General features: G+C 38.8%; 29 protein-coding genes. 5 read left to right on the top strand and 24 right to left on the bottom strand.

Annotated elements, in window-relative coordinates; all coding sequences use genetic code 11:
• Positions 1 to 6: 6 nt before the first annotated feature.
• From KJS36_RS07555 to hisC, 12 genes are all read right to left on the bottom strand, one after another.
• Positions 7 to 510, bottom strand: a complete 504-nt coding sequence (locus KJS36_RS07555) for a GNAT family N-acetyltransferase (RefSeq protein ID WP_213536266.1) — start codon at positions 508 to 510, stop codon at positions 7 to 9.
• 102 nt (positions 511 to 612) lie between these two features.
• Positions 613 to 1,287 carry an enhanced serine sensitivity protein SseB C-terminal domain-containing protein gene (locus tag KJS36_RS07550; RefSeq protein ID WP_213536264.1) on the bottom strand — a complete coding sequence of 225 codons (675 nt, stop codon included), beginning with the start codon at positions 1,285 to 1,287 and terminating at the stop codon, positions 613 to 615.
• Positions 1,288 to 1,342: 55 nt separating this feature from the next.
• Positions 1,343 to 1,948, bottom strand: a complete 606-nt coding sequence (locus KJS36_RS07545; RefSeq protein ID WP_213536262.1) for a hypothetical protein — start codon at positions 1,946 to 1,948, stop codon at positions 1,343 to 1,345.
• A gap of 38 nt (positions 1,949 to 1,986) precedes the next feature.
• Positions 1,987 to 2,406 (bottom strand): GNAT family N-acetyltransferase, encoded by a 420-nt coding sequence (locus tag KJS36_RS07540; protein ID WP_213536259.1) that lies wholly within the window; start codon positions 2,404 to 2,406, stop codon positions 1,987 to 1,989.
• Entirely contained in the window at positions 2,403 to 2,996 is a 594-nt protein-coding gene (locus tag KJS36_RS07535) for a hypothetical protein (RefSeq protein WP_213536257.1), read from the bottom strand. Before KJS36_RS07535 ends, KJS36_RS07540 begins: the two co-directional genes overlap by 4 nt.
• Positions 2,993 to 3,451 (bottom strand): NUDIX hydrolase, encoded by a 459-nt coding sequence (locus KJS36_RS07530; protein ID WP_213536254.1) that lies wholly within the window; start codon positions 3,449 to 3,451, stop codon positions 2,993 to 2,995. Before KJS36_RS07530 ends, KJS36_RS07535 begins: the two co-directional genes overlap by 4 nt.
• Before the next feature lie 29 nt (positions 3,452 to 3,480).
• On the bottom strand, positions 3,481 to 4,053 hold the full coding sequence (locus KJS36_RS07525; RefSeq protein ID WP_213536252.1) for a hypothetical protein: 573 nt from the start codon (positions 4,051 to 4,053) through the stop codon (positions 3,481 to 3,483).
• 51 nt (positions 4,054 to 4,104) lie between these two features.
• A complete protein-coding gene (locus tag KJS36_RS07520) occupies positions 4,105 to 4,452 on the bottom strand; it encodes a hypothetical protein (protein ID WP_213536250.1) in 348 nt (115 codons plus the stop codon).
• Positions 4,449 to 4,760: a hypothetical protein gene (locus tag KJS36_RS07515; protein WP_213536248.1), complete on the bottom strand. Its 312-nt coding sequence runs from the start codon at positions 4,758 to 4,760 to the stop codon at positions 4,449 to 4,451. Before KJS36_RS07515 ends, KJS36_RS07520 begins: the two co-directional genes overlap by 4 nt.
• 17 nt (positions 4,761 to 4,777) lie before the next feature.
• Complete coding sequence (gene hisG / locus KJS36_RS07510) at positions 4,778 to 5,401, bottom strand: ATP phosphoribosyltransferase (protein WP_213536245.1); 624 nt, start codon at positions 5,399 to 5,401, stop codon at positions 4,778 to 4,780.
• On the bottom strand, positions 5,394 to 6,347 hold the full coding sequence (locus KJS36_RS07505) for an ATP phosphoribosyltransferase regulatory subunit (RefSeq protein ID WP_213536243.1): 954 nt from the start codon (positions 6,345 to 6,347) through the stop codon (positions 5,394 to 5,396). The genes hisG and KJS36_RS07505 overlap by 8 nt, the downstream gene beginning before the upstream one ends.
• Entirely contained in the window at positions 6,337 to 7,395 is a 1,059-nt protein-coding gene (gene hisC, locus KJS36_RS07500; protein ID WP_213536241.1) for a histidinol-phosphate transaminase, read from the bottom strand. The genes KJS36_RS07505 and hisC overlap by 11 nt, the downstream gene beginning before the upstream one ends.
• Positions 7,396 to 7,899: 504 nt before the next feature.
• On the opposite strand from hisC, the gene KJS36_RS07495 reads away from it, so the two are divergent.
• From KJS36_RS07495 to zwf, 4 genes are all read left to right on the top strand, one after another.
• On the top strand, positions 7,900 to 8,283 hold the full coding sequence (locus KJS36_RS07495) for a MerR family transcriptional regulator (RefSeq protein ID WP_213536239.1): 384 nt from the start codon (positions 7,900 to 7,902) through the stop codon (positions 8,281 to 8,283).
• A gap of 83 nt (positions 8,284 to 8,366) precedes the next feature.
• Positions 8,367 to 9,239, top strand: coding sequence for an SDR family NAD(P)-dependent oxidoreductase (locus tag KJS36_RS07490; RefSeq protein ID WP_213536237.1), 873 nt, complete (start codon positions 8,367 to 8,369; stop codon positions 9,237 to 9,239).
• A gap of 98 nt (positions 9,240 to 9,337) precedes the next feature.
• Complete coding sequence (locus KJS36_RS07485; protein ID WP_213536234.1) at positions 9,338 to 9,517, top strand: hypothetical protein; 180 nt, start codon at positions 9,338 to 9,340, stop codon at positions 9,515 to 9,517.
• A gap of 289 nt (positions 9,518 to 9,806) precedes the next feature.
• On the top strand, positions 9,807 to 11,312 hold the full coding sequence (gene zwf, locus KJS36_RS07480; RefSeq protein ID WP_213536232.1) for a glucose-6-phosphate dehydrogenase: 1,506 nt from the start codon (positions 9,807 to 9,809) through the stop codon (positions 11,310 to 11,312).
• 336 nt (positions 11,313 to 11,648) lie between these two features.
• On the opposite strand, the gene KJS36_RS07475 is transcribed toward zwf, so the two are convergent.
• The 11 genes from KJS36_RS07475 to mreC form a co-directional block, all read right to left on the bottom strand.
• Positions 11,649 to 12,179 carry a YqeG family HAD IIIA-type phosphatase gene (locus KJS36_RS07475; protein ID WP_213536230.1) on the bottom strand — a complete coding sequence of 177 codons (531 nt, stop codon included), beginning with the start codon at positions 12,177 to 12,179 and terminating at the stop codon, positions 11,649 to 11,651.
• Positions 12,180 to 12,228: 49 nt separating this feature from the next.
• Complete coding sequence (dnaJ, locus tag KJS36_RS07470) at positions 12,229 to 13,380, bottom strand: molecular chaperone DnaJ (RefSeq protein ID WP_213536228.1); 1,152 nt, start codon at positions 13,378 to 13,380, stop codon at positions 12,229 to 12,231.
• Positions 13,381 to 13,486: 106 nt separating this feature from the next.
• The gene (locus KJS36_RS07465) at positions 13,487 to 14,173 is read right to left on the bottom strand and encodes a C39 family peptidase (RefSeq protein WP_244842828.1); all 687 of its coding nucleotides are present in this window, start codon (positions 14,171 to 14,173) and stop codon (positions 13,487 to 13,489) included.
• Between the two features lie 79 nt (positions 14,174 to 14,252).
• Positions 14,253 to 14,960, bottom strand: coding sequence for an aspartate/glutamate racemase family protein (locus KJS36_RS07460; protein WP_213536227.1), 708 nt, complete (start codon positions 14,958 to 14,960; stop codon positions 14,253 to 14,255).
• A gap of 34 nt (positions 14,961 to 14,994) precedes the next feature.
• Positions 14,995 to 16,164, bottom strand: a complete 1,170-nt coding sequence (locus KJS36_RS07455) for a carboxylate--amine ligase (RefSeq protein WP_244842843.1) — start codon at positions 16,162 to 16,164, stop codon at positions 14,995 to 14,997.
• Between the two features lie 91 nt (positions 16,165 to 16,255).
• On the bottom strand, positions 16,256 to 18,133 hold the full coding sequence (gene asnB, locus KJS36_RS07450; RefSeq protein ID WP_213536226.1) for an asparagine synthase (glutamine-hydrolyzing): 1,878 nt from the start codon (positions 18,131 to 18,133) through the stop codon (positions 16,256 to 16,258).
• Positions 18,134 to 18,261: 128 nt separating this feature from the next.
• Complete coding sequence (locus KJS36_RS07445; RefSeq protein WP_213536225.1) at positions 18,262 to 19,578, bottom strand: coiled-coil domain-containing protein; 1,317 nt, start codon at positions 19,576 to 19,578, stop codon at positions 18,262 to 18,264.
• Between the two features lie 130 nt (positions 19,579 to 19,708).
• On the bottom strand, positions 19,709 to 20,677 hold the full coding sequence (locus tag KJS36_RS07440) for a CHAP domain-containing protein (RefSeq protein WP_244842826.1): 969 nt from the start codon (positions 20,675 to 20,677) through the stop codon (positions 19,709 to 19,711).
• 48 nt (positions 20,678 to 20,725) lie between these two features.
• Positions 20,726 to 20,905, bottom strand: a complete 180-nt coding sequence (locus KJS36_RS10835) for a hypothetical protein (protein ID WP_244842824.1) — start codon at positions 20,903 to 20,905, stop codon at positions 20,726 to 20,728.
• 80 nt (positions 20,906 to 20,985) lie between these two features.
• A complete protein-coding gene (mreD, locus tag KJS36_RS07435; protein WP_213536224.1) occupies positions 20,986 to 21,525 on the bottom strand; it encodes a rod shape-determining protein MreD in 540 nt (179 codons plus the stop codon).
• The gene (gene mreC / locus KJS36_RS07430; RefSeq protein WP_213536223.1) at positions 21,522 to 22,403 is read right to left on the bottom strand and encodes a rod shape-determining protein MreC; all 882 of its coding nucleotides are present in this window, start codon (positions 22,401 to 22,403) and stop codon (positions 21,522 to 21,524) included. The genes mreD and mreC overlap by 4 nt, the downstream gene beginning before the upstream one ends.
• A 235-nt stretch (positions 22,404 to 22,638) precedes the next feature.
• Here mreC and KJS36_RS07425 point away from each other — a divergent pair, with 235 nt between their 5' ends.
• Positions 22,639 to 23,088, top strand: a complete 450-nt coding sequence (locus tag KJS36_RS07425; protein ID WP_213536222.1) for an NUDIX hydrolase — start codon at positions 22,639 to 22,641, stop codon at positions 23,086 to 23,088.
• Positions 23,089 to 23,137: 49 nt separating this feature from the next.
• On the opposite strand, the gene rpiA is transcribed toward KJS36_RS07425, so the two are convergent.
• Positions 23,138 to 23,812, bottom strand: coding sequence for a ribose-5-phosphate isomerase RpiA (gene rpiA, locus KJS36_RS07420; RefSeq protein WP_213536220.1), 675 nt, complete (start codon positions 23,810 to 23,812; stop codon positions 23,138 to 23,140).
• Between the last annotated feature and the right edge of the window lie 34 nt (positions 23,813 to 23,846).

Genomic DNA, 23,846 nt, shown 5'->3' with positions numbered 1-23,846 from the left:
TTAATATTAACTCTTAAAAATCAGTACGTGTCCTTGAATATCAGAATGATAAATCGCCTGTGGTGAGTTTGTCACACACTGATACTTCTCGTCTATCTTTGTGACAATTTTCGTCCAAAACTTTTGTGAAATCACATTTTTGGGATTGTACATCAACTGCCATTTCCCTTGAAATTTCTCAAAAAGGTCTCTGGCAACAGCCTGTGCAATCCCAGTATGCCGATATTTATAAATGACAAAGAATTCTGCCATAGTAAAATCTGTCTCTGCTTTGATTTCAGGATAATCATTGACCAGCGCAAAACCTGCCAGATTTCCATCCACGCGGATAAAAAATGGAAAACGATTTTTCTCCGTCCAATAACAATCCAAATAATCATAACCATAAAGTCCAAGTTCATTGACCTCATCATCACAATACTGCGAAAACTCGTAAAGATATTTCTCTAACAAGTTACGGAGAATTTCCTTTTCTGACTTTTTAACTGGGTCAAGTGTGTAATGTATCATTTTTGCTCTCCTGTTTTCTTATTTTAATTTTTGATAGTTCTAGATAAACAAACTAGCATATCCGTAAGTGAGCAAGCTCACACGGCTATCCTATGTCAAAAATTATTTTTCATAAATCAGATATTTTTCATCTTCTTTGAAGATTTCTCCATTTTGCGCGAAATCAACTGGATAGGGATAATGTTCTGTATTGGCAACTTTTCCTGCAGTAGTCCCAATTTCTGGCACAATATCATAATCCGCATGATGTTGCACATAGACCAAGTAACTAAATTCTTGATTGCGCTCTATCAGCGCTAGATATATCTTATCCACGAAATCGTGCTGCTTGCCATAAGTCACTAGAAAATCAATCAGCTTCTGAGGTGGATTTGCCGGTAAGCCAATATTTATCTTCACTCCTGCTGGCATTTGATAGCGGTGAGTAAAAGTGGTACGGTTAAGCTGGACACTGTCTGAATTTCGATTAAGCCAGACGAAATCAAGCTCTGAATAATGCTCAAACATCTCACGCAAGCTGTCAAATTTTACGGTTGCAAATTTATCGCCTTTTTTCGGGAGCGGACGCATACTCAGGACATCTGTATAAACTGGAATAAACAATCTGCCTTCTGCATCTTTCCCAATTTTCCAGTTGCCATTTTCCTCTAGCCCAACAATCAGCTCGTCTGCTGATTTGACCCAATCAACGACTTTTTGGAAGCCTTCGTCATTTCTCGGAACATTGAAAAAGTTCGCTGGTGCTTCTTCTTTTTTTGATTTCTTAAATAGACCCATTTTTATCCTTTCTTTTTTTTGACAGTTCTGTCAAAAATTTTAAAAACGTTTACCGTTAATATCTGACATCTTTTATCGTTTTGTCAAAAGATTTTTTCCGGTATTTATCTGCCAAAGCATCAAAATTTTCAGCATTTATCAAGTTTTTATCCTCCTCTTGAACCCGATATAAATGGTCAAAACTTGCAATACCATCAAAATATAAACTCAAATAATAGTTCTCGGTTCCAACTCTTTTTTCAAGAATATAATCCCAGCTTTTTTTGGCAATCACTTCAATTTCAAACTTTTCATCCTCTACAACTTCCCAACGAGGATAGAGTTCATAGATAGATTTGAAATCTTTAAGTTCACTCATATCGTGTGCTGTCAATATTTTCTGCAAAGTTTCCAGCAAATACTTTATCCCCGCTTCATAGCTGACAGCTTTGTCAGAAAATCTATACCAGCCAGTTTCGTCATGCTCAGCTTGCAAGGGGAATATTTCCAAATGACACTCCAAATCCAGAAGGACTGCTGAAACAAGTCCGTTTGAGCCTTTCCCCCAATGAAATTCCAAAATTGGTTTAATCCTTTTCGCAGACTCATCTTTTGACAAATTTTCCACTAAAATAGGCAGAACTTTTGAAATACAGGTTTTATCATTCTCCGTTGCTTCCATTTTTGTCCTTTCTTTTTTGACAATTCTGTCAAAAAAATTTATAGCCATTTCCCAAATTTCAACTGTTTATGATACTCTTCATAGCCGTGTTTCCGGTAAAAATCATGTGCTAAATGGCGCTGTTCGCCTGATGTCAGACTTACTTGTGCCAATCCTTTCGCACGCGCCCAATTTTCAAGCGCTTCGAGAAGTTCACCACCAATTCCTCTGTCCTGAAAATCAGGCAAGACCGCAATTCCCATCACCCGCACACCAAGTGTCACGAGAATGCTGCGATAAATACTGCCCTCAATATAACCAACAACTTTACTATCAATTTCTGCCACAAAGAGACAATTTTCACCTTCCAGCACCGCTGTCAAATTTGACAGAAAGTCTTTTTCAGGCAGTGTGTAGCCCAGAACTTTTGACAGTTCTGTCAAACTTGGTACATCACTTAATGTTGCTTTTCGTATCATATTTCAACCTTTCTATTTTTGACAAGGACATGAGTGACAATGGCGATGACCACATCTGCTACAAGCACAAAGTTCAAAATGGAGAGTATCGCATAAACTGCCTTATTCAATTTTCCCGTTTTCCTAAGCGCACGCAAGCCGTACCATGAATAGAGTGAACTTGGGAGGATAAAAATTTCGCCGAGAATAACACTGATAAGCCCGATAGCGAAAATTCCAACACCGCCAAGAATAGGACCAAATATTCCCGCAAAAATTATCATAAAAAGTCCAACCAAAGCAGATTCCGTGTCAAATACAAGCCCCAACAACCAGCCACCTAGGAAAAATAGAATCATTGTACATTTGACGACAAGCGCAAGTTTTGTGTTACTTTGTGGCTCATTTTTTCTTCCAAAATAAATGAAAAGGAGCGATAAAAGAATGGCTATCCCAAGACACAGCTCTATCATGAGTGGGTAGAAATGAGCGGGTATATCAAGTGGCTTTTTCCCTGTCAAAGCTAGAACGGTTGAAATACTAAACAAGACGAGCATTGCGTAGAGCAGGATACCATAAAGAATAAAGAGGAGATTTCTAATGATTTTCATATTGTTTTTCCTTTCCCCAGCAAATCCGCCAAAATCAGCTGACTAATTGGCACAATTCTCTCTGGCAATTTATCACGGTCAAACCAGTCAAAGCGCAGGCTCTCCGTCTCATCAATTTTCATTTTTCCTTGAAAATCATGACTCCGGTAAACCACATTGACACCCTGATAGGTGTCGCCATTGGCAAGATGAGTCATTTCTTTTTTGGTATAAACGCCGAAAAGTTCCAGATTTTTGACAATCAAGCCCGTCTCCTCCTGCATTTCGCGCACAGCCGTTTCTTCTGTATTTTCGCCAAATTCCATCAGCCCACCTGGAAATCCCCAGTTGCCTGCCGTGTAAGTCCGCTTTTGCAGCAACATCTGCCCCGCTTCATTTTCCAAAATCAGCAAACTCCCAACCATAATAATCGGACGATGCCCGATGTCAGCACGTAAATCTTCGATATATCCCATTTTTTCACCCTTTCTTTTTTGACAAAACTTTACGCATCATCTGGGGACTTATCAAAGAGCACCCAATTTTTACCAACCTGCTTGAAATTCAGTTGCTCTCCGTACTGTGCGTATTTTACCAAAATAACGACCTGTTTCATGCTCAAATTATCAGAAGTACCTTTAGAAAAAACGACTGGATAGGGATATTTTTTGAGTAAGTCTGTTAATTTCGTGCCTTGCTTGATTTTATCAACCGTATCATCACTCAAAGTCGTTATCTTTTTTGATTGATTCAAGCCATTCGAACGGATAAGGAGGTAGTTACCGTTGGCTTGTTTCGCAAAAATAAAATCTGCTTCATAGTTCGAGGTTTCATAAGCAATGCGTCGCAAATGTACAGTTTTCCCTTCAATTTGTTGGTCTTGTTTTTCGTCAAGTACCGCTTTCCCCATTTTTGAGACCAGCTGCTGATAACTCTCGCCACCAACTCCCGAAATTGAGCGTGCGACTGTTATATTATCTTGCCATTTCAAAGGATAAGGTGCTAAGCCTTTTTTTGACGAGGCTTGACAGGCTGTCAAAATTATCAAAAAGAGAGCAAGAGGCAGTAATAAAGACATTCTTTTCATATTTTCACACTTTCTATTTTTTGACAAGTTCGTCAAAAACAGTTAATCATTTTCCGTAAATGCTACTCGATTAAACGTAACAGCATCAGAATTTGGATTTAAACTCAATCGAAGTAAATTCGGATGTGCAAGGAAAACTTGCTTTAATTCAGAAAAATCCATCGCGACATATTTCTCATTTCCTGTCACCTCATGATTGATAGAAGCCTCATCCGTATGCGCAATGCAAGCATTATTGAAAATCAGCACCCCCTTATCATCACACAAAACGAGAAACGAATGCCCATTGCGTAACCATTGATAAACCTTGAGCACACCTTCATTGTCACGCACAGAAAAATCAAAGAAATTCGGCAAACGCATCGTATCCAAAAAATAGCCACGTTTCACGCTACAAACCTCATGAAAAGGATTGACCACAATTCTCTCTCTTTCAGGCTGTTGGCGCAGAAGTTTTCCGCAAGCTCCTGAAAACTCGACTGCGTAAGCGCACGTCCCTCATCCCACCAGTTTTTGTTACGCTGCATTTCTTCCTGACTCGTAAAGACAAATAAACCAATTTCACCTGTCTGACCATTTTTGTCCACTCGCAAACCGTGCCAGACCTGATTGCTTTTCATAAAAGTCATCAGACGCTCAAAAGTTTCTTGCGGACTTTCTTTTTCTTTCTCTTGCTTAAAACGCTCAAATAATCCCATTTTTCTCTCCTTGAAAACTATTTTTTAACCTGCTCCAACTTCGCAACCAACTCCAAAATCTCATCTTTCTTAAACTTAAAACTCGTTTTTCCCGCAATCAACCGCGTAGAAATTGGCAAAAATCGGTCAATCACGACCAAGCCATTCGCCTTCAAAGTATTGCCCGTCTCGACAATATCAATAATCGCATCCGACAGCCCAACGACTGGTCCCAACTCAACAGAGCCTTCAAGCTTGATAATTTCAACATCCTCGCCACGCTCCGCAAAATAGCGTTTCGCAATGCTCGTGTATTTGCTTGCAATTCGCTTCCTGCGCTGAAAAACCTTGTCCGCATAGTCAGGAAAACTCGCCAGCGCAAAATCGCACTCTCCCACTCGCAAATCCAATAACTCATAATAATCATCAAAATCACTCTCGTCCAGCGTATCTTTACCGACAAAACCAATGTCAACAATTCCATGCTCCAAAAAAGTCACCACGTCATTTGCCTTACCAAAAATGAGTTCAAAACCGTCTTTGGTCACAACCTGCAGCTCCCTATCCATCTTCAAAATCGGCTGAACATCAAATCCTGCCTGCGCCAGCAACTCAGTTACCTGCTTTTGAATGCGCCCTTTGGTCATCGCAATTTTAATCATTATCCAGTCCTTTCAGTACATTATCCATATGCACGCAAAATCCGACAGCACCTGTTTTCGCACCAAATTTCTTTATCAGCTCATCATATCGACCTCCCGAAATAATCGGTTGCGCTGCGCCTTCTGCATAAACTTGAAACATTAAACCTGTATAATAACCCATCGCAGGCACCATTCCAAGGTCAAAAATAACATTTTCTTGCGTTGGTAAATTCTTGTAAAGTGTGCTCAGCTGAGTAAATGCGCCCACTAAGATTTTATCTCCCGCCAGCCATACCAGCCTATCCAAAGTTTCTACATCTGTCACCGTTGGAAGTGCCAAAAGTAAGTTTTGAAATCCTTCACGAAAGTTACCTTCTTTTGCAAATGAGTCCATTGCTGTCAAGTCTTTTTTAGATAAAATATCTGTCAACCAGCCAGCTTCATCTCCGACCATTTCACATAAGCGTTTGTAAAATGCCGCCGAACCAATTCCTAAAATGGTATTTTTTAAAGAAAGTTCCTGCAAACTGGCGAATGTTAGAGCTAAAATCTCATTATCCCCTTCTATTTCAGACGTACCAAGCAATTCCGTACCAATCTGATAACTTTCTGTCCGTCTTCCTTTATGGCGTTTTTCCTTACGAAAAACCTTGCCAAAATAGCTGTAACGTGCCGTTTTTTCACCTGATAGTGCAAATTTTCTAGCCAGTGGCACTGTGAAATCATAACGCAGCGCAATCGGTGCGCCCTCGTGATTGATGAACTGAAACATCTTTTCCTGCTCAAAACCAGCGTCAAGTCTAGTATAAAGTGACGCATATTCAAAATTTGGTGGCATCACTTCTTGAATATCCTTTTTCTCAAAAAGTTGACGTAATTGCTGTTCAATCTCTCGCAATTTTGATACGCCAGCGATGGTCATCTCGCCTGCTTCTTCAGGCAATAAAATATTTTCATTTTCCATTTAAGTAGTTCTCCAAAAATCTAATGACTTTCGTCATTTCTTCGTCTGTGCCAATCGTAATCCGCAGCCAATCTTTAATCCGCGGGTGATTCCAATGGCGTACGATAATTTTTTCAGCGTAAAGTGCATCAAAAAGTGTTTGTCCTGATAATTTTGCGTGCTTTACAAAAACAAAATTTGTCATCGAAGGTAGCACTTCAAAATCCAAGTTTTTCAAATCCTTTATAAATGTCTCACGTGTTTTGACAATTTTCGCCAAAGTACTCTGAAAATAACTTTCATCAGACAAACTCGCAAGTCCCACAGCTTGTGCCACATGGTCAATCGTGTAACTATTGAAACTATTTTTCACGTCATAAAGTCGTGCAATCGCATCAGGCGAGCCAAAAGCAAGTCCGAGGCGAATACCAGCTAAACTTCGAGATTTACTAAAAGTTCGCGTGATTACGATATTTTCATATTTTTCAAGAAGTGGAAGGGCTGTTTTCCCGCCAAAATCGATATAAGCTTCATCTACAAGCACAATCACATCAGGATTATGACGCAAAATATCCTCAATAAAATCTAGTCCTGTCAAAATTCCTGTTGGTGCATTAGGATTAGGGAAAATTACACCACCATTTTCTGCAAAATAATCTTCTTTTTTGAGAGAAAAATCAGTCTGCACGGGAATTGTACGAATCGGAATTTTATAAAGTTCTGCATAGACAGGATAGAAAGAATAGCTGATATCTGGCATGAATACTGGTTTTTTACTGTTGAAAAAAGTCAAAAAACTGAGTGAAAGTACTTCATCTGAACCATTTCCAATAAAAATCTGATTTTCAGCTAAACCATAATAAGCCGCCAAAGCTGTTCGCAAGTCTTCCGCATCCGCATTGGGATAAAGGCGCAGTTTCTCGCTGTCGATTGTCTTTAGAGCTTCCGCCACTTTTGGAGATGGCGGATAGGGATTTTCGTTCGTATTGAGTTTAATCATGTTACTGAGTTTTGGCTGCTCACCTGAAACATAAGGCTCAACATCTCTTAAATTATCTTTCCAAGTCATTTTTTTCTCCTTTGACTTTATTGTCCATTTATTTTTTATTAAAATTCAGTACATTACGCAAAAATTTAGACAAAAAAGCCGCCTAAAAGCGCTATGCTTAAAGGACGGCTGGGACGTGGTTCCACCTTTTTTCGTGTATTTTTCACAAAATACACCTCGGTGAGTTGTGGGAAACTCCAGTCTTAACGTGAACAAACGTCCGTGATTTGGCACGAAAAATTATGATAAGTGTGTTTCATCAAATGAGTTTGATCTCTTTTCCAGCTACGAGACTCTCTATACAAACAACAATTTAATTACTTTTTTACCTTTTAGTTATTATTTTAAATTATCTAAATTTTACCACTATTTTTTGATTTGGTCAACTTAAAATAGGATTTTTAGCAAAAAAATTGCATTTATTATTTTTGACAGTTTTGCCGTAGGGGTAAGAGAATTTTTTGACAGTTCTGTCAAAAAATTTTACTTGCCGTCGTGCGCACTCAAAGGTGTTATAATATCAGTATGAATATGAAAGAAATGTGTGCCAAATCAGGGCTGAGTGCCAACACTATCCGTTATTATGAAAAAGAAAAATTACTCAAAATTCCACGCAATAAATCTGGTTATCGTGATTTTTCTGCTGCCAATCAACGTCGTTTGGAATATATCACAAAACTGCGACGTGCAGGGATTGGCATTGATTTTTTGCGAAAATATTGCGCGTTGCTCGACGCGACTGATGGCAAATCACATGATGCAGAGCTTCGGACAATGCTGATTGAGCAAGCCAAAGATGCACGACAACGTTTGACAGAACTGTCAAATGCGCTGGATTATCTGGATTGGAAAATTGGCGTTTATGACACGAATTTAAAAATTCTCGGCGAGCTGTCAAAAGAAAAATAATTTTTGACAGAACTGTCAAACTTTTTTCTTGCATTCGTCCGCACTCCAAGGTTTATAATGGTTTCAGAAAGAAGGTAATTGATATGACAACACATGAAAACACAACAAAACAAGTCTGGTTCATCACAGGAACAAGCTCAGGCTTTGGTCGGGCGCTGGTTGAGGAGCTGATTGCACAAGATTATCCTGTCGTTGCCACAGCGCGCAAACTAGAAAGTCTCGATTACTTGCCTGAAAAAGATAACGTTTTGAAAGTCGCGCTTGACGTGACAAAGAAAGAAACGATTGACAAAGCGGTCAAATCAGCAAATGATGCTTTTGGAAAAATTGACGTTCTTGTCAACAACGCTGGCTATGGTTACTTTGGCGCAATGGAAGAATCTGACCAAGCACAAGTCCGCAACATGATGGACACGAATTTTTGGGGTGCCAATGATATGACCATCGCCGTGCTTCCACAAATGCGCAAAGCGCGCAGCGGACGGATTCTCAACGTGACATCTATCGGCGGACTGGCAACTTTCCCAACTTTTGCCTACTATCACGCTTCAAAATTTGCCATGGAAGGACTTTTCCAATCCTTGCGCAAACAAGTAGAACCACTCGGTATTTACGTGACCAACGTTGAACCCGGCGGATTTTCAACTGAATGGGCGGCAGGTTCACATTTCGCTGTCGCTCCAGAAAATGAAATCGCTGATTATCAGCTTGTCCATGAAGCAAAAAATGTCAGTGAAACACGCGGTGCAACGCACAGTCAAGCAGGTTCACCAGAACTTGCCGCAAAATACTTTATCAAACTCGCAAGCATGGAAAAACCACCGCAAAACGCACTATTTGGCGCAGATGCTCATGAAATGGCAACAAAAACTTACCGCGAAGCCCTCGCCGAATTTGAAGCACATCAAGCAGACGCGACACATCTAGCTTACGGTGACGAAGACTATTGGCAATAAAAATCAACCGTCTCATGCAGACGGTTTTTTATGCTACTTTTGCCTGCCGGCTTGTGCTATAATTATCAGTAAGACATAGATATAAAAAGGAGGTCTCGATGACCAGAGTAGAATTAGAAGCACGTTTACAAAAAGAATTAAATTTGCCATTTTACCGCGCAAAAATCGCCGAACGCGATTACAGCGAAATGGAATTTCAAAAAATGAAAGCCGAATTATCCAAAGAATATATGGATTACATCGACACTTACATTGATTACGCCGAAAATGACGTGTAAAATTTTTTGACAGAACTGCCGTAGGGACTAGAGAATTTATTCTCAGCCTTCTCGGACAGGGTGAACTTATAACGAAGTTGTAAGTTTGTACCCTGTCAAAAAGGTTGACAGTACCTGTAAACTTGATTGACACTCTAAGTTTACCAATACTGTCAAATCCACTTCTCTAGGGCTTTTGACAGTTTTGTCAAAATGTTCAATGACAAGTTATTTCATGATAAAATGACTTCCTTGACTTTAAGTGAATGTTCATTTATAATTAAAATTATCAACTACAAAAGGAGAAAACATGACCGAAAGTAAATCTGTCCTTTTCACAATTTTTGGGGCAACAGGAGATTTGGCAAAGCGCAAACTCTACCCATCTCTTTTTCGTTTATATAAAAAAGGCGAGCTTGCTGAAAACTTCGCCGTGATTGGGACTGCTCGCCGCCCTTGGACAGACGATTTTTACCGTGATGTCGTCCTGACTTCCATCAAGGACTTGATGAAATCAAAAAGTGAAGCAGACAATTTTATTAGCCACTTCTATTATCAAAGTCATGATGTCGGCGATGTTGCGCATTATGTGACTTTAAAAAATCTTGGCGAAAAACTTCGCGAAAAATACAGCACACAAGGCAATCAAGTCTTTTTCCTCGCTATGGCACCGCAATTTTTCGGCACCATTACTGAACATCTCAAATCTGAAAATATTTTGACTGGCGAAGGTTTTGAACGTATCGTCATCGAAAAACCTTTTGGCACAAGCTACGACACAGCCAAAGAACTCAATGATAGCCTGACAAAATCATTCACCGAAGAGCAAATTTTCCGTATTGACCACTATCTTGGCAAGGAAATGATTCAATCCGTCAGTGCCGTCCGTTTTGCCAATCCAATTTTTGAATCTCTTTGGAACAATCGCCATATTGACAATGTCCAGATTACATTTGCCGAAAGTATCGGTGTTGAAGACCGGGGCGGTTACTACGACACATCTGGTGCGCTAAAAGATATGATTCAAAATCACGTATTGCAAGTGCTGAGCTTGATTGCTATGGAAAAACCTGAAAAATTTGACGAAACACATATCGTGCAAGAAAAAGTCAAAGCACTCAAAGCTATCCGCAAATACACAGCTGACGAAGCACAAGCCAACTTTATTCGCGCGCAATATGCTGCTGGAACTTTTGATGAAGAAAATTACATTTCCTATCGCGACGAAGATTCTGTTTCCACAACAAGTCGCACCGAAACTTTCGCCGCTGGCAAGTTCTTGATTGACAATGAGCGCTGGGCTGGTGTTCCTTTCTACGTCCGTTCAGGTAAACGGATGACCGAAAAAGGCACAAGGATTAACATCATTTTCAAAAAAGATGTGGATAACCTTTTCGCCGAAAATGATGAAACTCCCGAGCAAAATGTCCTAACCATTTACATCCAACCGACCGAAGGCTTTTCACTCTCGGTCAATGGCAAAGCCGCTGGACAAGGTTTCCATCTTGACCCAATGCGCCTGAGCTTCCGCCACGACAGTGAATTTCTAGGAAATTCTCCTGAAGCCTACGAAAAACTCTTCCTTGATGTGCTTAACGGCGACGGTACTAACTTTTCACATTGGGAAGAAGCCGCTCGTGCTTGGGAACTTATTGACGTTATCCGCAAAACTTGGGGCAGCGATACAAGTTCCGAACTTCCAACATATAAAGCCCGTACAATGGGGCCTCAAGAAGCATTTGACCTGCTAGAAAAAGATGGACGCACTTGGAATTGGCAACCAGATCTCTGGTATATTGACCACGGAATGCTCTGATAAAAATAAAAAGTTTTTGACAGCTTTGTCAAAAACTTTTTTTACTCTTTTTTACATTTGTCAAGTCTCAATGAAAAAAATTATCCCCAAAATCCACAATTTTTTCCACATTTCTCCACAGAACTGTGGAAACTAGGTGTAAAACTGTGGAAAACTATCAATATTTTCCCCATAAATACACAAAATCTGCCTATTTATCAGAAAATTAAACTTATCCACAAGAAATTTTTTGACGAAACTTCCGTAGGGGCTATAGAATTTATTCTCAGTTTTCTCGGACAAGGTTTGAAACTTATAACGAAGTTGTAAGTTTGTAGCCCTGTCAAAAAATTTTTTCTAATCCAATTTATCTTTCCACACAGGCTCCCCATCACGCGCAATCAATTTTTTCCAGACACGACGTTCGCGCCAACGATTAAACTGCGTATTCCAAGCATCCGAAGTCACCAACGGCTTTACCAAAATTGACTTCACACCAGCACGATGTGCCGCACGAATATCCGTCATTAACTGGTCGCCTACCATAACGACCTGTTCAGGCTTCTCATCAAATCGTGCCAGCGCCTTATTTATCCCCAAAGCAAAAGGTTTCATCGCCCGACTGATAAAATCAACATCAAACTTTTCCACAGCCCGTGCCACACGTTCATGATTATTATTTGATACCACAATCACCTTAATCTCATTTTTACGCATCTCATCAAGCCAATCAAGCAATTCTGGCGTACCATCAGGATTATTCCAAGCGATCAACGTATTATCCAAATCCACCATCACAGCAGAAATTCCCTGCGCCATTAAACTCTTAGCTTCCAGCTGATAAACCGCCTCAACCATAAAATCTGGCTTATAATTATCAATTTTCATACCATTTATTATAACAAAAAAGTGAGCAATCCACTCACTTTTTTCGACCTTATTCAAATCCCTTCTTCAACTTATCGAAGAAACCAGCTTTTTGCTCATCTACAGAAATACCGCTCGCTTTAGCAAATGCCTGCAAAGCTTCTTTTTGTCCAGGATTGAGAGTTTTAGGAGTCACGATATTGATGATAACGTGTTGGTCTCCATTTCCACCACCACGTAATTTGGGCGCTCCTTTTCCTTTCAATCGGAAATTCGCACCAGTCTGTGTTCCAGCAGGGACTTTTAACTTAACATTTCCATGAACAGTTGGCACTTCAACCTCATCTCCCAAAGCAGCCTGAACAAATTCTACAGGCATCTTATAGAATATTTCACTGCCATCACGTTCAAATTTGTCCGAAGCAGCGACTTGGAAACGCACATACAAATCTCCATAAGGGCCACCATTCACACCAGCATCCCCCTGACCTTGCAAACGCATTTGTTGACCAGATTCAACACCAGCAGGTACTGTCACCTTCACTGTATGAGTAGCTTTTTCATGTCCTATACCACGACAAGTTGTACAGGGTTCTTTGATTTCCTTACCTGTTCCATGACAAACATCACAGGTTTGGTTGGTTGACATACGACCGAGCGGTGTATCACGTACTACTTGGATATGGCCACGACCACCACATTTTTGACAGGTAATCGGTTGAGTACCTGGTTTAGCGCCATTCCCACCACAAGTGTGGCAAAGTTCCTCACGGTTATATTTTACTTCTTTTTCCACACCAAAGATAGCTTCTTCAAATTTCAGATTAATTCGATATTGTAAATCATCTCCTTGTTGAGGTGCCGTAGGATTAACTTGTCCCCCACCGCCACCAAAAAAGCTAGAGAAAATATCTTCAAACCCACCAAATGAACCTCCGCCACCAGAGAATCCAGAAAATCCTCCTTGACCACCGAAACCACCAGCGCCACCACCAAAACCATTAGCTCCAGCTGCTCCATATTGGTCATAAGCCGCACGTTTTTGCTCATCACTCAGTGTTTCATAAGCTTCTTGCACATCTTTATACTTATCTTCAGCATCTGCTTCCTTATTCACATCTGGGTGATATTTTTTAGACATCTTGCGATAAGCTTTTTTTATTTCATCTTGACTAGCATTTTTATCTACGCCTAGTCGCTCGTAAAATTCATTATTATTCATTTATAATATTTCCCTTTAAAAATCATTTTTCTCAATAGGACTATTTTATCACGTTTTTCTTATTTTAGCAAAAAAATTAGCACTCATTTATATAGAGTGCTAATTTTTATTTCACCAATTCAATCGCAAATTGATTTGTCCCATAATAAATCGAACTCAAAACACTGACTGATTTCCAATATTTCCCATCAATAGGGTCTGTTACATGAAATTCATCCGTTTTAGAGTTATAGCCATCCAGAAGTACCGCGTGCGTATTATTCAACGCTTTATGTCCATAATAATCTGTATAAGTAATCTGAGGAGCCGCAAGTCCAATCGTCACCCACATCTCTACAGGATTTCCCGCCATGATAGCATTTTCGATTGTTTTCATATCTGCTCCAGAAATATCTTTTACAGCTGGGTCATAATTTTTAGCAAATTCTATCATAGCATTTGGCCAAATTGTTGGATAGCCACCATCTGGTATATCCGCATCAGTTATCCAAGGATTTCCAGCATAGCCCGTATTAGGATTGGCTCCCCAATCAACAAAAGGTAGAGAATTGATAACTGTTGTCACACTCTCTCCTTTTGTATCTCCGAGATAAACCAGAGCATTATAAAGCGAAACCGTCTCACAGCCTTGATAAGCACCTATTTTATTTTGATTTACAGAACCTGTGTCCATCAAGATATAATAATGTTTTCCACTAATATTTGACTTATAGGTAATGTTTTTAGATAAATTTTTAGTATTCTGATTGTCAATAGCCTCACCATTAAAATGGATAATAAACCCAAATACCACTACTACTATTATTACACTCAGAAAAAGTATCATTATAACTTTTTTTATCTTCAACACTCAATCCTTTCCTATACTGTCATTACTTCTTTTTCTCCATTAACTCCAATGTTCTCCCAACAGTTTCAGCTTGTGCATCAATGATATTATATTTATCATCAAGATTATACTCTTCATAAAGGCACGAAAGCTCCGTACAACCTAAAATCGTTACTTCACAACTCATTGTTTCAGCAACTTCTTCCAAAATCTCCGTATAAAGTTCAAAGTTCAAGTTTTTATTTTCCTTGACTTCATGGTAAATCAAATCATTTACCTTATTTTGCAACGCCTGATTAGGAACGATACATTCATAACCTTGTGCTTCCAGTTCATGTCGATAAACATCCGTCAAGATAGTTCCCTCAGTTGCAAGAACTGCAATGCGCTTACTCTCAGGAAAACGTTCCTTGATAGCCTCGACAGCAATTCGTGGCATATGTAAAATAGGAATCTCCGTCGCCGCCTGTAAACCTTCAAAATAATAATGCGCCGTATTGCAAGGAATAACAAAGAACTTAGGCTGAAGCTGACTTTGCAACTTCAAATCCTCAATAATTCTTTCTTCTGGGTCTTCTAGTGAATTATCTTTGATATAAGCCGTGCGGTCTGGGATTGTCGCATGATTGACCACAATATAATCCAAATAATCTTGGTCTTGGTGTGCCTCCGTTCGACGGTTTAACGTATGAACAAACGCTTCCGTTGCTAGAGTCCCCATTCCACCAATAATCGTAAAGAAATTCTCCATTATTACCTCCATTACCTAATCATATCATCTTTTCTTATCTTTGAGAAAAATATTGCCTAAACGCACCAATATAGCGATGAAAAGCGTATTTCATTAAAATATAACGCTTTGGCGAAGCATCTTTTCCGTAAAAAAGAGTTGTTCCATAATTCTTTGTCTTAATATATTCTTCAATCTCCGCCTTAAAAGTAGGATTAACATATGTCAATAAAACCTTTTTAGGAACCCCAAGCCAAAGCTTTGTTCCTTTACCATAAACCGTCTCTTTAAATGGCACATTCTCAATTCTATCTTCAACCAGATAGCGTGTCAAATTATAACCGTTCAAAGTAACATAAAAACTACTTCTTCCCTGACGCAGATTGATTTCAAAGAGTTTATACTCTCCATCACGTGGGTCATATTTCATATCAAAATTCGCAAATCCCGTATATTCAATCGTTTCAAGAAATTCTTTAATTTGTTGATATACTTTTTCATTGTAATCAGGCAAGATAGCCACATAATTACCAATCGCTTTTGGACTAGGATCTTCAAGCAAAGGATGTCCCAAACACATCATACGCACCTTATGGTCTTGTCCGACATAAGCATTAAGAACACGCATATTTTCATCCGTTCCCGGAATAAAATCTTGAATAATCATCTCATCAGGATAGCCAGCTTCATAACAACGTGTCAGCATGAGTTTCATCTCAGCTTCATCACGGATTGTAAAAGCTTTTTTCTGCCCTTCAAAATGCACTTCCAAATAACTAATCGAATTTCCTGGTTTCAAAATCATCGGATAAGGGAAAGTTAGACTTTCAACTAATTCCTCAATATTAGATTCAGGAGTCACTAAAACAGTTTTTGGATAAGGAAGATTATATTTCTCACAGATATTATAAAAATCAGGTTTATTTTCTAACTGTTGATAGAGTGAATAGTCAATATATGGTACTTCAAAGAAACTAGAAAGTTCTTCTTTATATTTAGAAGCCATTTGTGCATAACCATCACCACAAGCCACTAAAAGATACTTTTTCTTATCCTCTTTATGTTGAGCTATAAAATCTCGAAGAACTTTAATAAACACTTCTTCCTGATCAAAATCCGAATGACATTGCACATCAACAATTTTAGAATATTTCGTTGGTGCCAACTGCAATGCACTCAGCGCAATCGAAGTAATTCCAAATTCTTCATGAAATGAGCGCGCCATTCCATAAACATTGATATCACTTCCCAATAAAATCGGTTGAAAATCTACCACGACAAACTCCTTAAATATTTTTCCTTATAAACTTTTTTATTTAAACTGCAACTGCCTCAGGTTTTTCGCCATTGTTGACAAAATAAACATCATACCATGTCAAAAATGTATAAATCGTCCAAATCTTACGACGTTCATCATTTTTTCCTTGGAAATTATCATCCAAAAGTTCCAAAATCTTCTCTTGGTCAAAGAATTCTGAAACAAATTCTTGTTCAAATAAATGACGAACTACTTTATAATACTTTTCTTCCCTTAACCAGTCTTTAATCGGTACAGGAAAACCAAGTTTTTTACGATTTGACCACTCTTCTGGCAAATGACGTTTTGCCGCTTGACGGAAAGCATATTTTGTATTTTTATCATTCAGCAAATACTTCGTAGGAATTTGTTCTGCTGTGTGCATCAACTCAATATCAAGCAAAGGAACACGCAACTCCAACGAATGCGCCATTGACATCTTATCTGCTTTGAGCAAAATATCTCCCGGCATCCATTGATGAACATCCAAATATTGCATTTTACGCAATTCAGAACCTTTTGGTGCTTTTTTGTAAGTTTTTTCTACAATTTCTTTCACAGTAGGGGCTGTTTGATATTCTTTTTTCAAGAATGTTGTACTTTCTGATTCTTCAAAGACTTTTGCTTGTCCAATAAAGAAATCTTCAGCACGAGCGAGTGAGCGATAAAGATGTGTTTGCCCATGAAAATGTTTATTTTTAATACCATTTGCAATCGAATAACGCATAGATTTTGGCAATTTTTTCAATCCTTCAGCAACAACACGAACCGCACGAGAATTTGTGTTAAAACCATAAGCTTCATATCCTGCAAAAAGTTCGTCAGCACCTTCACCACTCATGACAACACGTACATCACGTGCAGCGAGTTCAGCAAGGAAGAAAAGAGGAACGCATGAAGGATTGGAATCTGGTTCATCAAGATAATATTGAATTTGTGAAAAATACTTAAATGCTTCATCACTATGAATTTCACGCGAAGTATTGTTCAAACCAATCATATCTGTCAACTGTTTTGCTTGTTTTGACTCATTAAATGTTCCTTGACCAAAACCAATAGAATAAGTGTGGTCAGGACGAAGTGTTGAAGCTACATAGCTTGAGTCCACACCACTTGATACAAAAGCACCCACTTCAACATCAGCGAACTTATGTGCTTCAACAGATTCCAAAACTGTTTTATCAATCAAGTCAATAGACTCTTCAAGTGAAAGATTTTCCTCATGAACATTAACATCCCAGTAAGGTTTAATATCCAAAACACCATCTTTATATGTGAAATAATGCCCCTCTTTAATACGGTAAACACCTTTAAAGAAAGTTTCATCAAGTGCTGAATATTGGAAAGTCATATAAGGTTTCAATGCTTCTTTATTTAACTCTTTATTGAAATTTGGGTGTTTCAAAAAGCTCTTGATTTCTGAACCGTACATAAAAGTGCCGTTCATCTGAGCATAGTAAAGTGGTTTGATACCGAAATGATCGCGCGCACCAAAAAGTTCTTGTTTTTCACTATCCCAGATAACAAAAGCAAACATTCCGCGGATTTTTTGTAGAAGCTCTACACCGTATTCTTCATAACCATGAAGCAAAACTTCAGTATCTGCGTGTGTTGTAAAGATATGTCCTTTACTAATCAATTCTTCTCTCAACACTTGAAAATTATAAATTTCCCCATTGAAAGTAATCAATTTTGTTTTATCTTCATTATAAATAGGTTGGTCGCCACCAGCAAGGTCAATGATTGAAAGACGTCTAAAACCAATCGCAGCCTTATCATCAATAAACTCTCCTGAACTACTAGGGCCACGATGAATGATTGTATTCATCATTTCTTCCAGTGTTTTTGTTTTATTTTCTTGACTCATGTCATCGACGAAGCCGACAATTCCACACATTTTTTCATTTTCCTTTACTTCATTTTATTGTTTTATTATATCACAATAAGCAAAAAAAGATTTGCGTTAGGAAAATTTGCTTTCCCCGCGCAAAATCTTTTTTTATTTTATTTTTTAACTAGCTTACTTTAATTTGGCATCAAGAATGTTACACCAGCGGCGCTCACATTATCACGAGTATGTCCCCAACCGAAGCCACTACCACCTTCGATAACGTTAATCGTACCATCAGAATTAACTGCTGTGACGATTGCAACGTGACCATAAGGAGAACCTGCATAGCCTACAAAGGCTGTAGAGAAACCAGAAGCAATAACACCTGGTGCCGCAGATACTACATGGAGAATTCCTTGTGCTGGACCATTAGTTGCCCATTGACCACCATTACCTGGCATGATATTTCTGATATAGATTCTTTGTGCAGCGAAGTATTGCCATACATAATCTGTACAGCCACCACCAGCATAAGGGTTAGCGATAGGAGTACTATTGATGCCTGAACCTCCACCGCCATATGTTACATCATTGTTTGAATTCGAATTCGAGTTAGAATTTGTAGTTGAATTTGAATTGCTTGATGAACTACTGCTAGATGAACTTGAGCTACTTGCTGGTGTAGATGGGGTTGAAGCAGCAGGTGCTGAGCTTGTTGAAGAAGCTGGAGTTTGTACTGCTGGTGCGGCTGCCGCTTGTTTTTCAGCTTGAGCTGCCGCTGCCTGTTGTGCATCATAAGCTTTTTGAGCTGCTGCTTTTTGTTCAGCTACTTTTTGAGCTGCTGCTTTTTGTGCTTCAAGAGAATTTTTTGTACTTTGAGCAGTTGCAATCGTTGCTTGATAGTTCAATGTTGCAACTTTAAGATTCGCTTGTTCTGTCGCGATTTCTTTTGCTTGTGCATTTAAATTATCATACAGTTTTGAGAATTGTTGATAATTTTTCTTCATCTCATTTGATTTTTGTTCAAGAGATTTTTGGTCTGCTTTTTGTTGTTTCAACATTTGTTGATTAGCACTTGTAACTGTTGCCATTGCTGTGATTTTTTGAACCACATCTGTGATTGATTTAGAGCTTACCACAGCATCAAGATAACTTGTAGCAGAAGAATTGATTTGCGCTGAACGTGCTTGAGCATCTAATGTTGATGTCCGTTCTTGAATATTTTGATTCAAGGTTGCCATTTGCTTATTAAGCGCTTGCGCTTGACTCTTGATTTTATTAATTTTATTTTTTGCGTTTGTTTGCTGTGTTTGTAGAGCATCAACTTTCGTTTGCAAGCTATCCATTTGTGTTTGCGCTTGTGCTTTTGCACTTGACGCTGATGCAATAGTTGAGTCCTGTTGAGCGATTTTTGAGTCTGTACTCTCATCGGCATTGACACTTGTGAATGTTGCTGCTGTTGCTAAAAGTACTGTTGACAGTAAGACTGTTGATATAATCCTTTTTTTCATATGATTGTTTTTTTGATATTTTCCTCTCTATGAAATCGGTCTATGCTTTTTAGTATAACATTCTTATGATACTCTTATTTTACTTTAATGTTACAATTTGATATCAAATTGTATCTGTAATTTCTATTCCTTAAACGTGGATAAAACCTAAATCTGCTAAACTAATTGGAACGTCACTTTCTGTGTTGAAATAACCATTTCCGAGATCTATCGCTTCTCCGATTTTCATTGTTCCAGCAGCTTTATCCACACTTTCGACTACTGCGACGTGACCACGGTCTCCGCCACGTTGTCCTGGTCCAAATACAGCGACTGTTGAACCTGCTACTGGATTAAAGTCAACTGTAAATCCATCCGAACGTGCAGAATTAGCCCAATCTTTACCATCTCCCCAAACATCCCCTACACGACTACCAAATGCTCCCTTGACGTACTCTGTACACCCCATATAATGAGCAATATTAGTTGAACTGTAACTTCCTGGAGTTGAGCTATTGCTTGAAGAATTTGAACTAGCTGTAGCTGTAGCTGCATTTGATGAACTTGTATTATTTGAAGATGAAGGAGCTGGAGGAATTGGTTTGCTATTTGCAGCTTTTACAGCTTCTTGTTCTGCTTTGACTTTGGCTGCAGTGGCTGCGGCTGCTTTTTCCTCGGCTGCTTTTTGAGCTAGTAATTCTGATTTTTTACCTTCTGCTGTTGTAATCGTGAGTTGGTAATTCGTTTGTGCGACTTTTAACTGAGCTTGTTGCGTTAAAAGTGCTTGGTTCTGTTGAGCTAATTTATTTTGAGCTTTAACTGCTTTGCCTTCATCTTTTTGACTTTGTTCAAGTTTTTTTGTGACGGAAGTCATGTCAGCTTGTTGCTGCTCAATCATATTCTTATTCGCAGTTGTTACTGTTGCCATTGCGGTAACTTTTTGGATGGCATTAGTGATAGATTTAGAGTTGATGATAGCATTTAAATAATTCATGGTTGAATTATTTACCTGAGCGCTCCGAGCTTGAGCTTCTAGGAAGCTGCTTCGTTCTTGAATATTTTCGCGAAGACTGGCTATATCTGCTGTAAGTTTTTTATCTGTAGCTAGCAAATCTGCCATTTGTGCTTTTATTTTTGCTTGGCTAGATTTGAGAGTATTGATTTTTGATTATAGAGAATCAACTTGGGCTTGTGCTTGCGCAGAAGCACTTTGAGCGCTAGAAATCGTTGGATTTTGTTGAGCAATCTGTGAATCTGTGCTGTCATTGGCGCTAACCTTTGTTACTGTTGCAGTTGCCGTTAAAAATACTGTTGACACCAAGAATGCTGAGAGAGTTCTGTTTTTCATATAATCTTTTATTATTATTTCCTTTTAATAGTATCTTATGTATGATATCATTTTTTTAATACTATTTCAGTCATTTCATGTTAAATTTTTATATCAGAAACTCTGGATTTTCTTTTATTCAACTTATAAAGATGTTCTAATGGTGATTGTAGAACTACTGCTAGTAGGATATTCAGCAAAAGAGTTGGGGCAAGTTGATAAACGACAAAATCACTAAAATTGAGTTGTGAAAAGCCAAATGCGCTGACAATAATAGCACTTGCCACTTCAAAAGTAGTTACAATGATGATAATTGAGAAAAGTCTTGTCCAACGATTTGTGAAGATAACATTTTGTATATTGTAAACGAAAAGAGCAATCAATGGAATCAGCAAGCTTGCTATGCCATAAATCCCCAGAAAATAACTGTCGTACACAATTCCCAAAAATAGCGCTAGAAATACCATATAGCTATGACGATGTTGCGTAGAGGTATAAACCAGAAAAATCAGGGTGAGATGGCAAACTGGAGTCAATGTCCCAGCACTCAGCACGGTAAAGAGGTGAGTGAGCTGTCCATCCAAGAGGAGGAGAAAAAAGAGGAGAATTGGACTGAAAAATTGAAAAGTGAATCTACTCATTCATTGCCTCCAATCTGGCGTTTAACGACAGAGACGAAGCTTATGTCATAAAGACTGCTTGATGGTTTCACATAGATGATATGGTCAAGTCCTTGGTCGTCATATTTTGTGCTGACAACTGTTCCGACAAGAAGTCCTTTGGGGCTGCTAACAATGCTGTCTGTTGTACCACTTCCAAGTCCACTCGTAAAAACTTGACTTCCTTTTTTGAGTTTGACTTGACTATCTACATTATTGACAATGTAAGTGCCTTGTTTGCTGTCGTAACCTGAGAGAATGCCGTAGGTTGGGTTACTTGCTGAACCTAGAAGAACTGGGATTTTGTTGGCAATTCCTTTGGTTGCGCTAAGAAGGGCGACTTTTGCACTGTTTTGGTTGACTTGGATAATTCTGCCGATAATGCCTCCGTTTGCCATGACGACCATGCCATCTTTTAAATCATCTTTTTTGCCACGGTCAATGACGAGTGTGTCGCTCCATGATGCTGGATTTCTTGTGATGACATTAGCATTTACTGTTTCATAGTCTGTTAATGTTTCTTGAAGTCCGAGTTCTTTTTTTAGTTCTTTATTTTCAGCTTGGGTACTTTCTAGCTGGTTTTTATCATCTTTTAAACTTGAAAGTTGTTTTTTTAGACTTTCATTTTGCTTGTAAGTGTTCATGAGATTTGACACTTCATTGGCTTTGTCTTGAACAAAATTGACAGGTGTTCCAATGATTTTGTCAAAAAAGCTCGTACCGTCATTGATTGTTTGTGTCATGGCTGCTGGACTTCTGTCAGTTGTGAAATTACGTGCAGAAATAGCAATCGCTGAGAGTGCAGCAATTACAATTATCAGGGCGATAATAATCATTTTACTAAGATTGAATTTTTTCAATGTAATCTCCTTAGAGGACTAGCTGAGTAATTTTTATAGTCTGGTAAAATTTTTTCTTTGACTCATTTACTCGCATACGTATCTTATTTTATCAAATTTAACGAATTTTTGATAGAATAGTGACAAAGAAAATTATATGTAAGCGTTTTTTGACAGAATTTTTTAGTTTTGACAGCTTTGTCAAAAGCAAATTTGTGTCTGTCAAAAAAATTTTTAATGAGAAAAGGAATGAAAAATGACAGAAATTCCAACTTTTGGTGAAAAAATTGACGGAAAAAATTATGAAGCGCGTTATGGCGTTTATGCTGTGGTTTCACGGGAAACGGACGGTAAAATCTGTCTCGTACAGACACCAAATGGCGCATTCTATTTACCTGGCGGCGAAATTGAAGCGGGTGAAAATCAGGAAATTGCGCTGAAACGTGAACTGATTGAAGAACTCGGCGCTGACATGGAAATTGGCGATTTCCTCGGACAGGCGGACGAATATTTTTACAGCTCGCACCGCAATCGCTACTATTATAATCCTGCCTATATTTATTCTCTAGCTTCTGTAAAATTTGACCATACGCCATTGGAAGATTTCAACAAAATCTGCTGGTTTGACAGCGAAGAAGCGATTGATAAACTCAAACGTGGCAGCCACAAATGGGGTATTGAAACTTGGAAAAAACGATTTGACTGATGCAAATCGTTTTTTATTTTCATAAATTTTTTGACAAAACTGTCAAAAATTATTTTGTCAAAATATCCACACCATCAGCTCCTCCGACGATAACTTTTTTGACCATATTGTTGAACAAGCCATGTTCAACCACACCAACTGTCAAATCCAGCTTACGCGCCAATTTTTCAGGCTCGGTGATTTTATCAATATGCAAATCAATAATATAATGTTGCATATCTGTCAGCAAACGCGAACCGTCCGCATTTTCCCGCCAAGTGGGCGCATAACCCGCCTGCTCAAATTTGCGGAAAACCTGTCCAGCACCATAAGGCACCACCTCAACAGGCACTTTAAAAGTCCCCAGCGTTTCCGACATTTTCGACGCATCCACAATCCAGATATAATCCCGCGAATAAGTAGCCACAATCTTCTCCATGAGCAATGCCGCGCCACCACCCTTAATTCCATTGAGCTGTGCATCAATCTCATCGGCACCATCGACCGTCACATCAACGAAATCAACCTCATCAATCGACTTCAGCGGAATTCCCAGCTCACGCGCTTGAGCACTGGTCACATTGGATGTCGTCACACCAACGATTTGCAAGCTTTCCTCAGCCACGCGCCGTCCCAACTCCTCTACGAAAAATGCCGCCGTCGAACCTGTACCCAGCCCAACAATCATACCATCTTTCACAAATTCCGCCGCCTTAACACCCACCATTTTTTTCAGATTTTCCATTTTTCTCTCCAAATTCAAATTTAACTTTATTATA

Source organism: Lactococcus nasutitermitis, from assembly GCF_018403765.1.
Classification (GTDB): Bacteria; Bacillota; Bacilli; order Lactobacillales; family Streptococcaceae; genus Lactococcus; species Lactococcus nasutitermitis.
This window is presented reverse-complemented; position numbering and strand designations above follow the sequence as displayed.

Excerpts from the sequence above, each read along its gene's own strand:
- KJS36_RS07555 (WP_213536266.1), bottom strand. The coding sequence starts at position 510 with ATGATACATTACACACTTGACCCAGTTAAAAAGTCAGAAAAGGAAATT.
- KJS36_RS07550 (WP_213536264.1), bottom strand. The coding sequence starts at position 1,287 with ATGGGTCTATTTAAGAAATCAAAAAAAGAAGAAGCACCAGCGAACTTT.
- KJS36_RS07545 (WP_213536262.1), bottom strand. The coding sequence starts at position 1,948 with ATGGAAGCAACGGAGAATGATAAAACCTGTATTTCAAAAGTTCTGCCT.
- KJS36_RS07540 (WP_213536259.1), bottom strand. The coding sequence starts at position 2,406 with ATGATACGAAAAGCAACATTAAGTGATGTACCAAGTTTGACAGAACTG.
- KJS36_RS07535 (WP_213536257.1), bottom strand. The coding sequence starts at position 2,996 with ATGAAAATCATTAGAAATCTCCTCTTTATTCTTTATGGTATCCTGCTC.
- KJS36_RS07530 (WP_213536254.1), bottom strand. The coding sequence starts at position 3,451 with ATGGGATATATCGAAGATTTACGTGCTGACATCGGGCATCGTCCGATT.
- KJS36_RS07525 (WP_213536252.1), bottom strand. The coding sequence starts at position 4,053 with ATGTCTTTATTACTGCCTCTTGCTCTCTTTTTGATAATTTTGACAGCC.
- KJS36_RS07515 (WP_213536248.1), bottom strand. The coding sequence starts at position 4,760 with ATGGGATTATTTGAGCGTTTTAAGCAAGAGAAAGAAAAAGAAAGTCCG.
- hisG (WP_213536245.1), bottom strand. The coding sequence starts at position 5,401 with ATGATTAAAATTGCGATGACCAAAGGGCGCATTCAAAAGCAGGTAACT.
- KJS36_RS07505 (WP_213536243.1), bottom strand. The coding sequence starts at position 6,347 with ATGGAAAATGAAAATATTTTATTGCCTGAAGAAGCAGGCGAGATGACC.
- hisC (WP_213536241.1), bottom strand. The coding sequence starts at position 7,395 with ATGACTTGGAAAGATAATTTAAGAGATGTTGAGCCTTATGTTTCAGGT.
- KJS36_RS07495 (WP_213536239.1), top strand. The coding sequence starts at position 7,900 with ATGAATATGAAAGAAATGTGTGCCAAATCAGGGCTGAGTGCCAACACT.
- KJS36_RS07490 (WP_213536237.1), top strand. The coding sequence starts at position 8,367 with ATGACAACACATGAAAACACAACAAAACAAGTCTGGTTCATCACAGGA.
- KJS36_RS07485 (WP_213536234.1), top strand. The coding sequence starts at position 9,338 with ATGACCAGAGTAGAATTAGAAGCACGTTTACAAAAAGAATTAAATTTG.
- zwf (WP_213536232.1), top strand. The coding sequence starts at position 9,807 with ATGACCGAAAGTAAATCTGTCCTTTTCACAATTTTTGGGGCAACAGGA.
- KJS36_RS07475 (WP_213536230.1), bottom strand. The coding sequence starts at position 12,179 with ATGAAAATTGATAATTATAAGCCAGATTTTATGGTTGAGGCGGTTTAT.
- dnaJ (WP_213536228.1), bottom strand. The coding sequence starts at position 13,380 with ATGAATAATAATGAATTTTACGAGCGACTAGGCGTAGATAAAAATGCT.
- KJS36_RS07460 (WP_213536227.1), bottom strand. The coding sequence starts at position 14,960 with ATGGAGAATTTCTTTACGATTATTGGTGGAATGGGGACTCTAGCAACG.
- KJS36_RS07455 (WP_244842843.1), bottom strand. The coding sequence starts at position 16,164 with ATGGCGCGCTCATTTCATGAAGAATTTGGAATTACTTCGATTGCGCTG.
- asnB (WP_213536226.1), bottom strand. The coding sequence starts at position 18,133 with ATGTGTGGAATTGTCGGCTTCGTCGATGACATGAGTCAAGAAAATAAA.
- KJS36_RS07445 (WP_213536225.1), bottom strand. The coding sequence starts at position 19,578 with ATGAAAAAAAGGATTATATCAACAGTCTTACTGTCAACAGTACTTTTA.
- KJS36_RS07440 (WP_244842826.1), bottom strand. The coding sequence starts at position 20,677 with ATGGCAGATTTGCTAGCTACAGATAAAAAACTTACAGCAGATATAGCC.
- KJS36_RS10835 (WP_244842824.1), bottom strand. The coding sequence starts at position 20,905 with ATGAAAAACAGAACTCTCTCAGCATTCTTGGTGTCAACAGTATTTTTA.
- mreD (WP_213536224.1), bottom strand. The coding sequence starts at position 21,525 with ATGAGTAGATTCACTTTTCAATTTTTCAGTCCAATTCTCCTCTTTTTT.
- KJS36_RS07425 (WP_213536222.1), top strand. The coding sequence starts at position 22,639 with ATGACAGAAATTCCAACTTTTGGTGAAAAAATTGACGGAAAAAATTAT.
- rpiA (WP_213536220.1), bottom strand. The coding sequence starts at position 23,812 with ATGGAAAATCTGAAAAAAATGGTGGGTGTTAAGGCGGCGGAATTTGTG.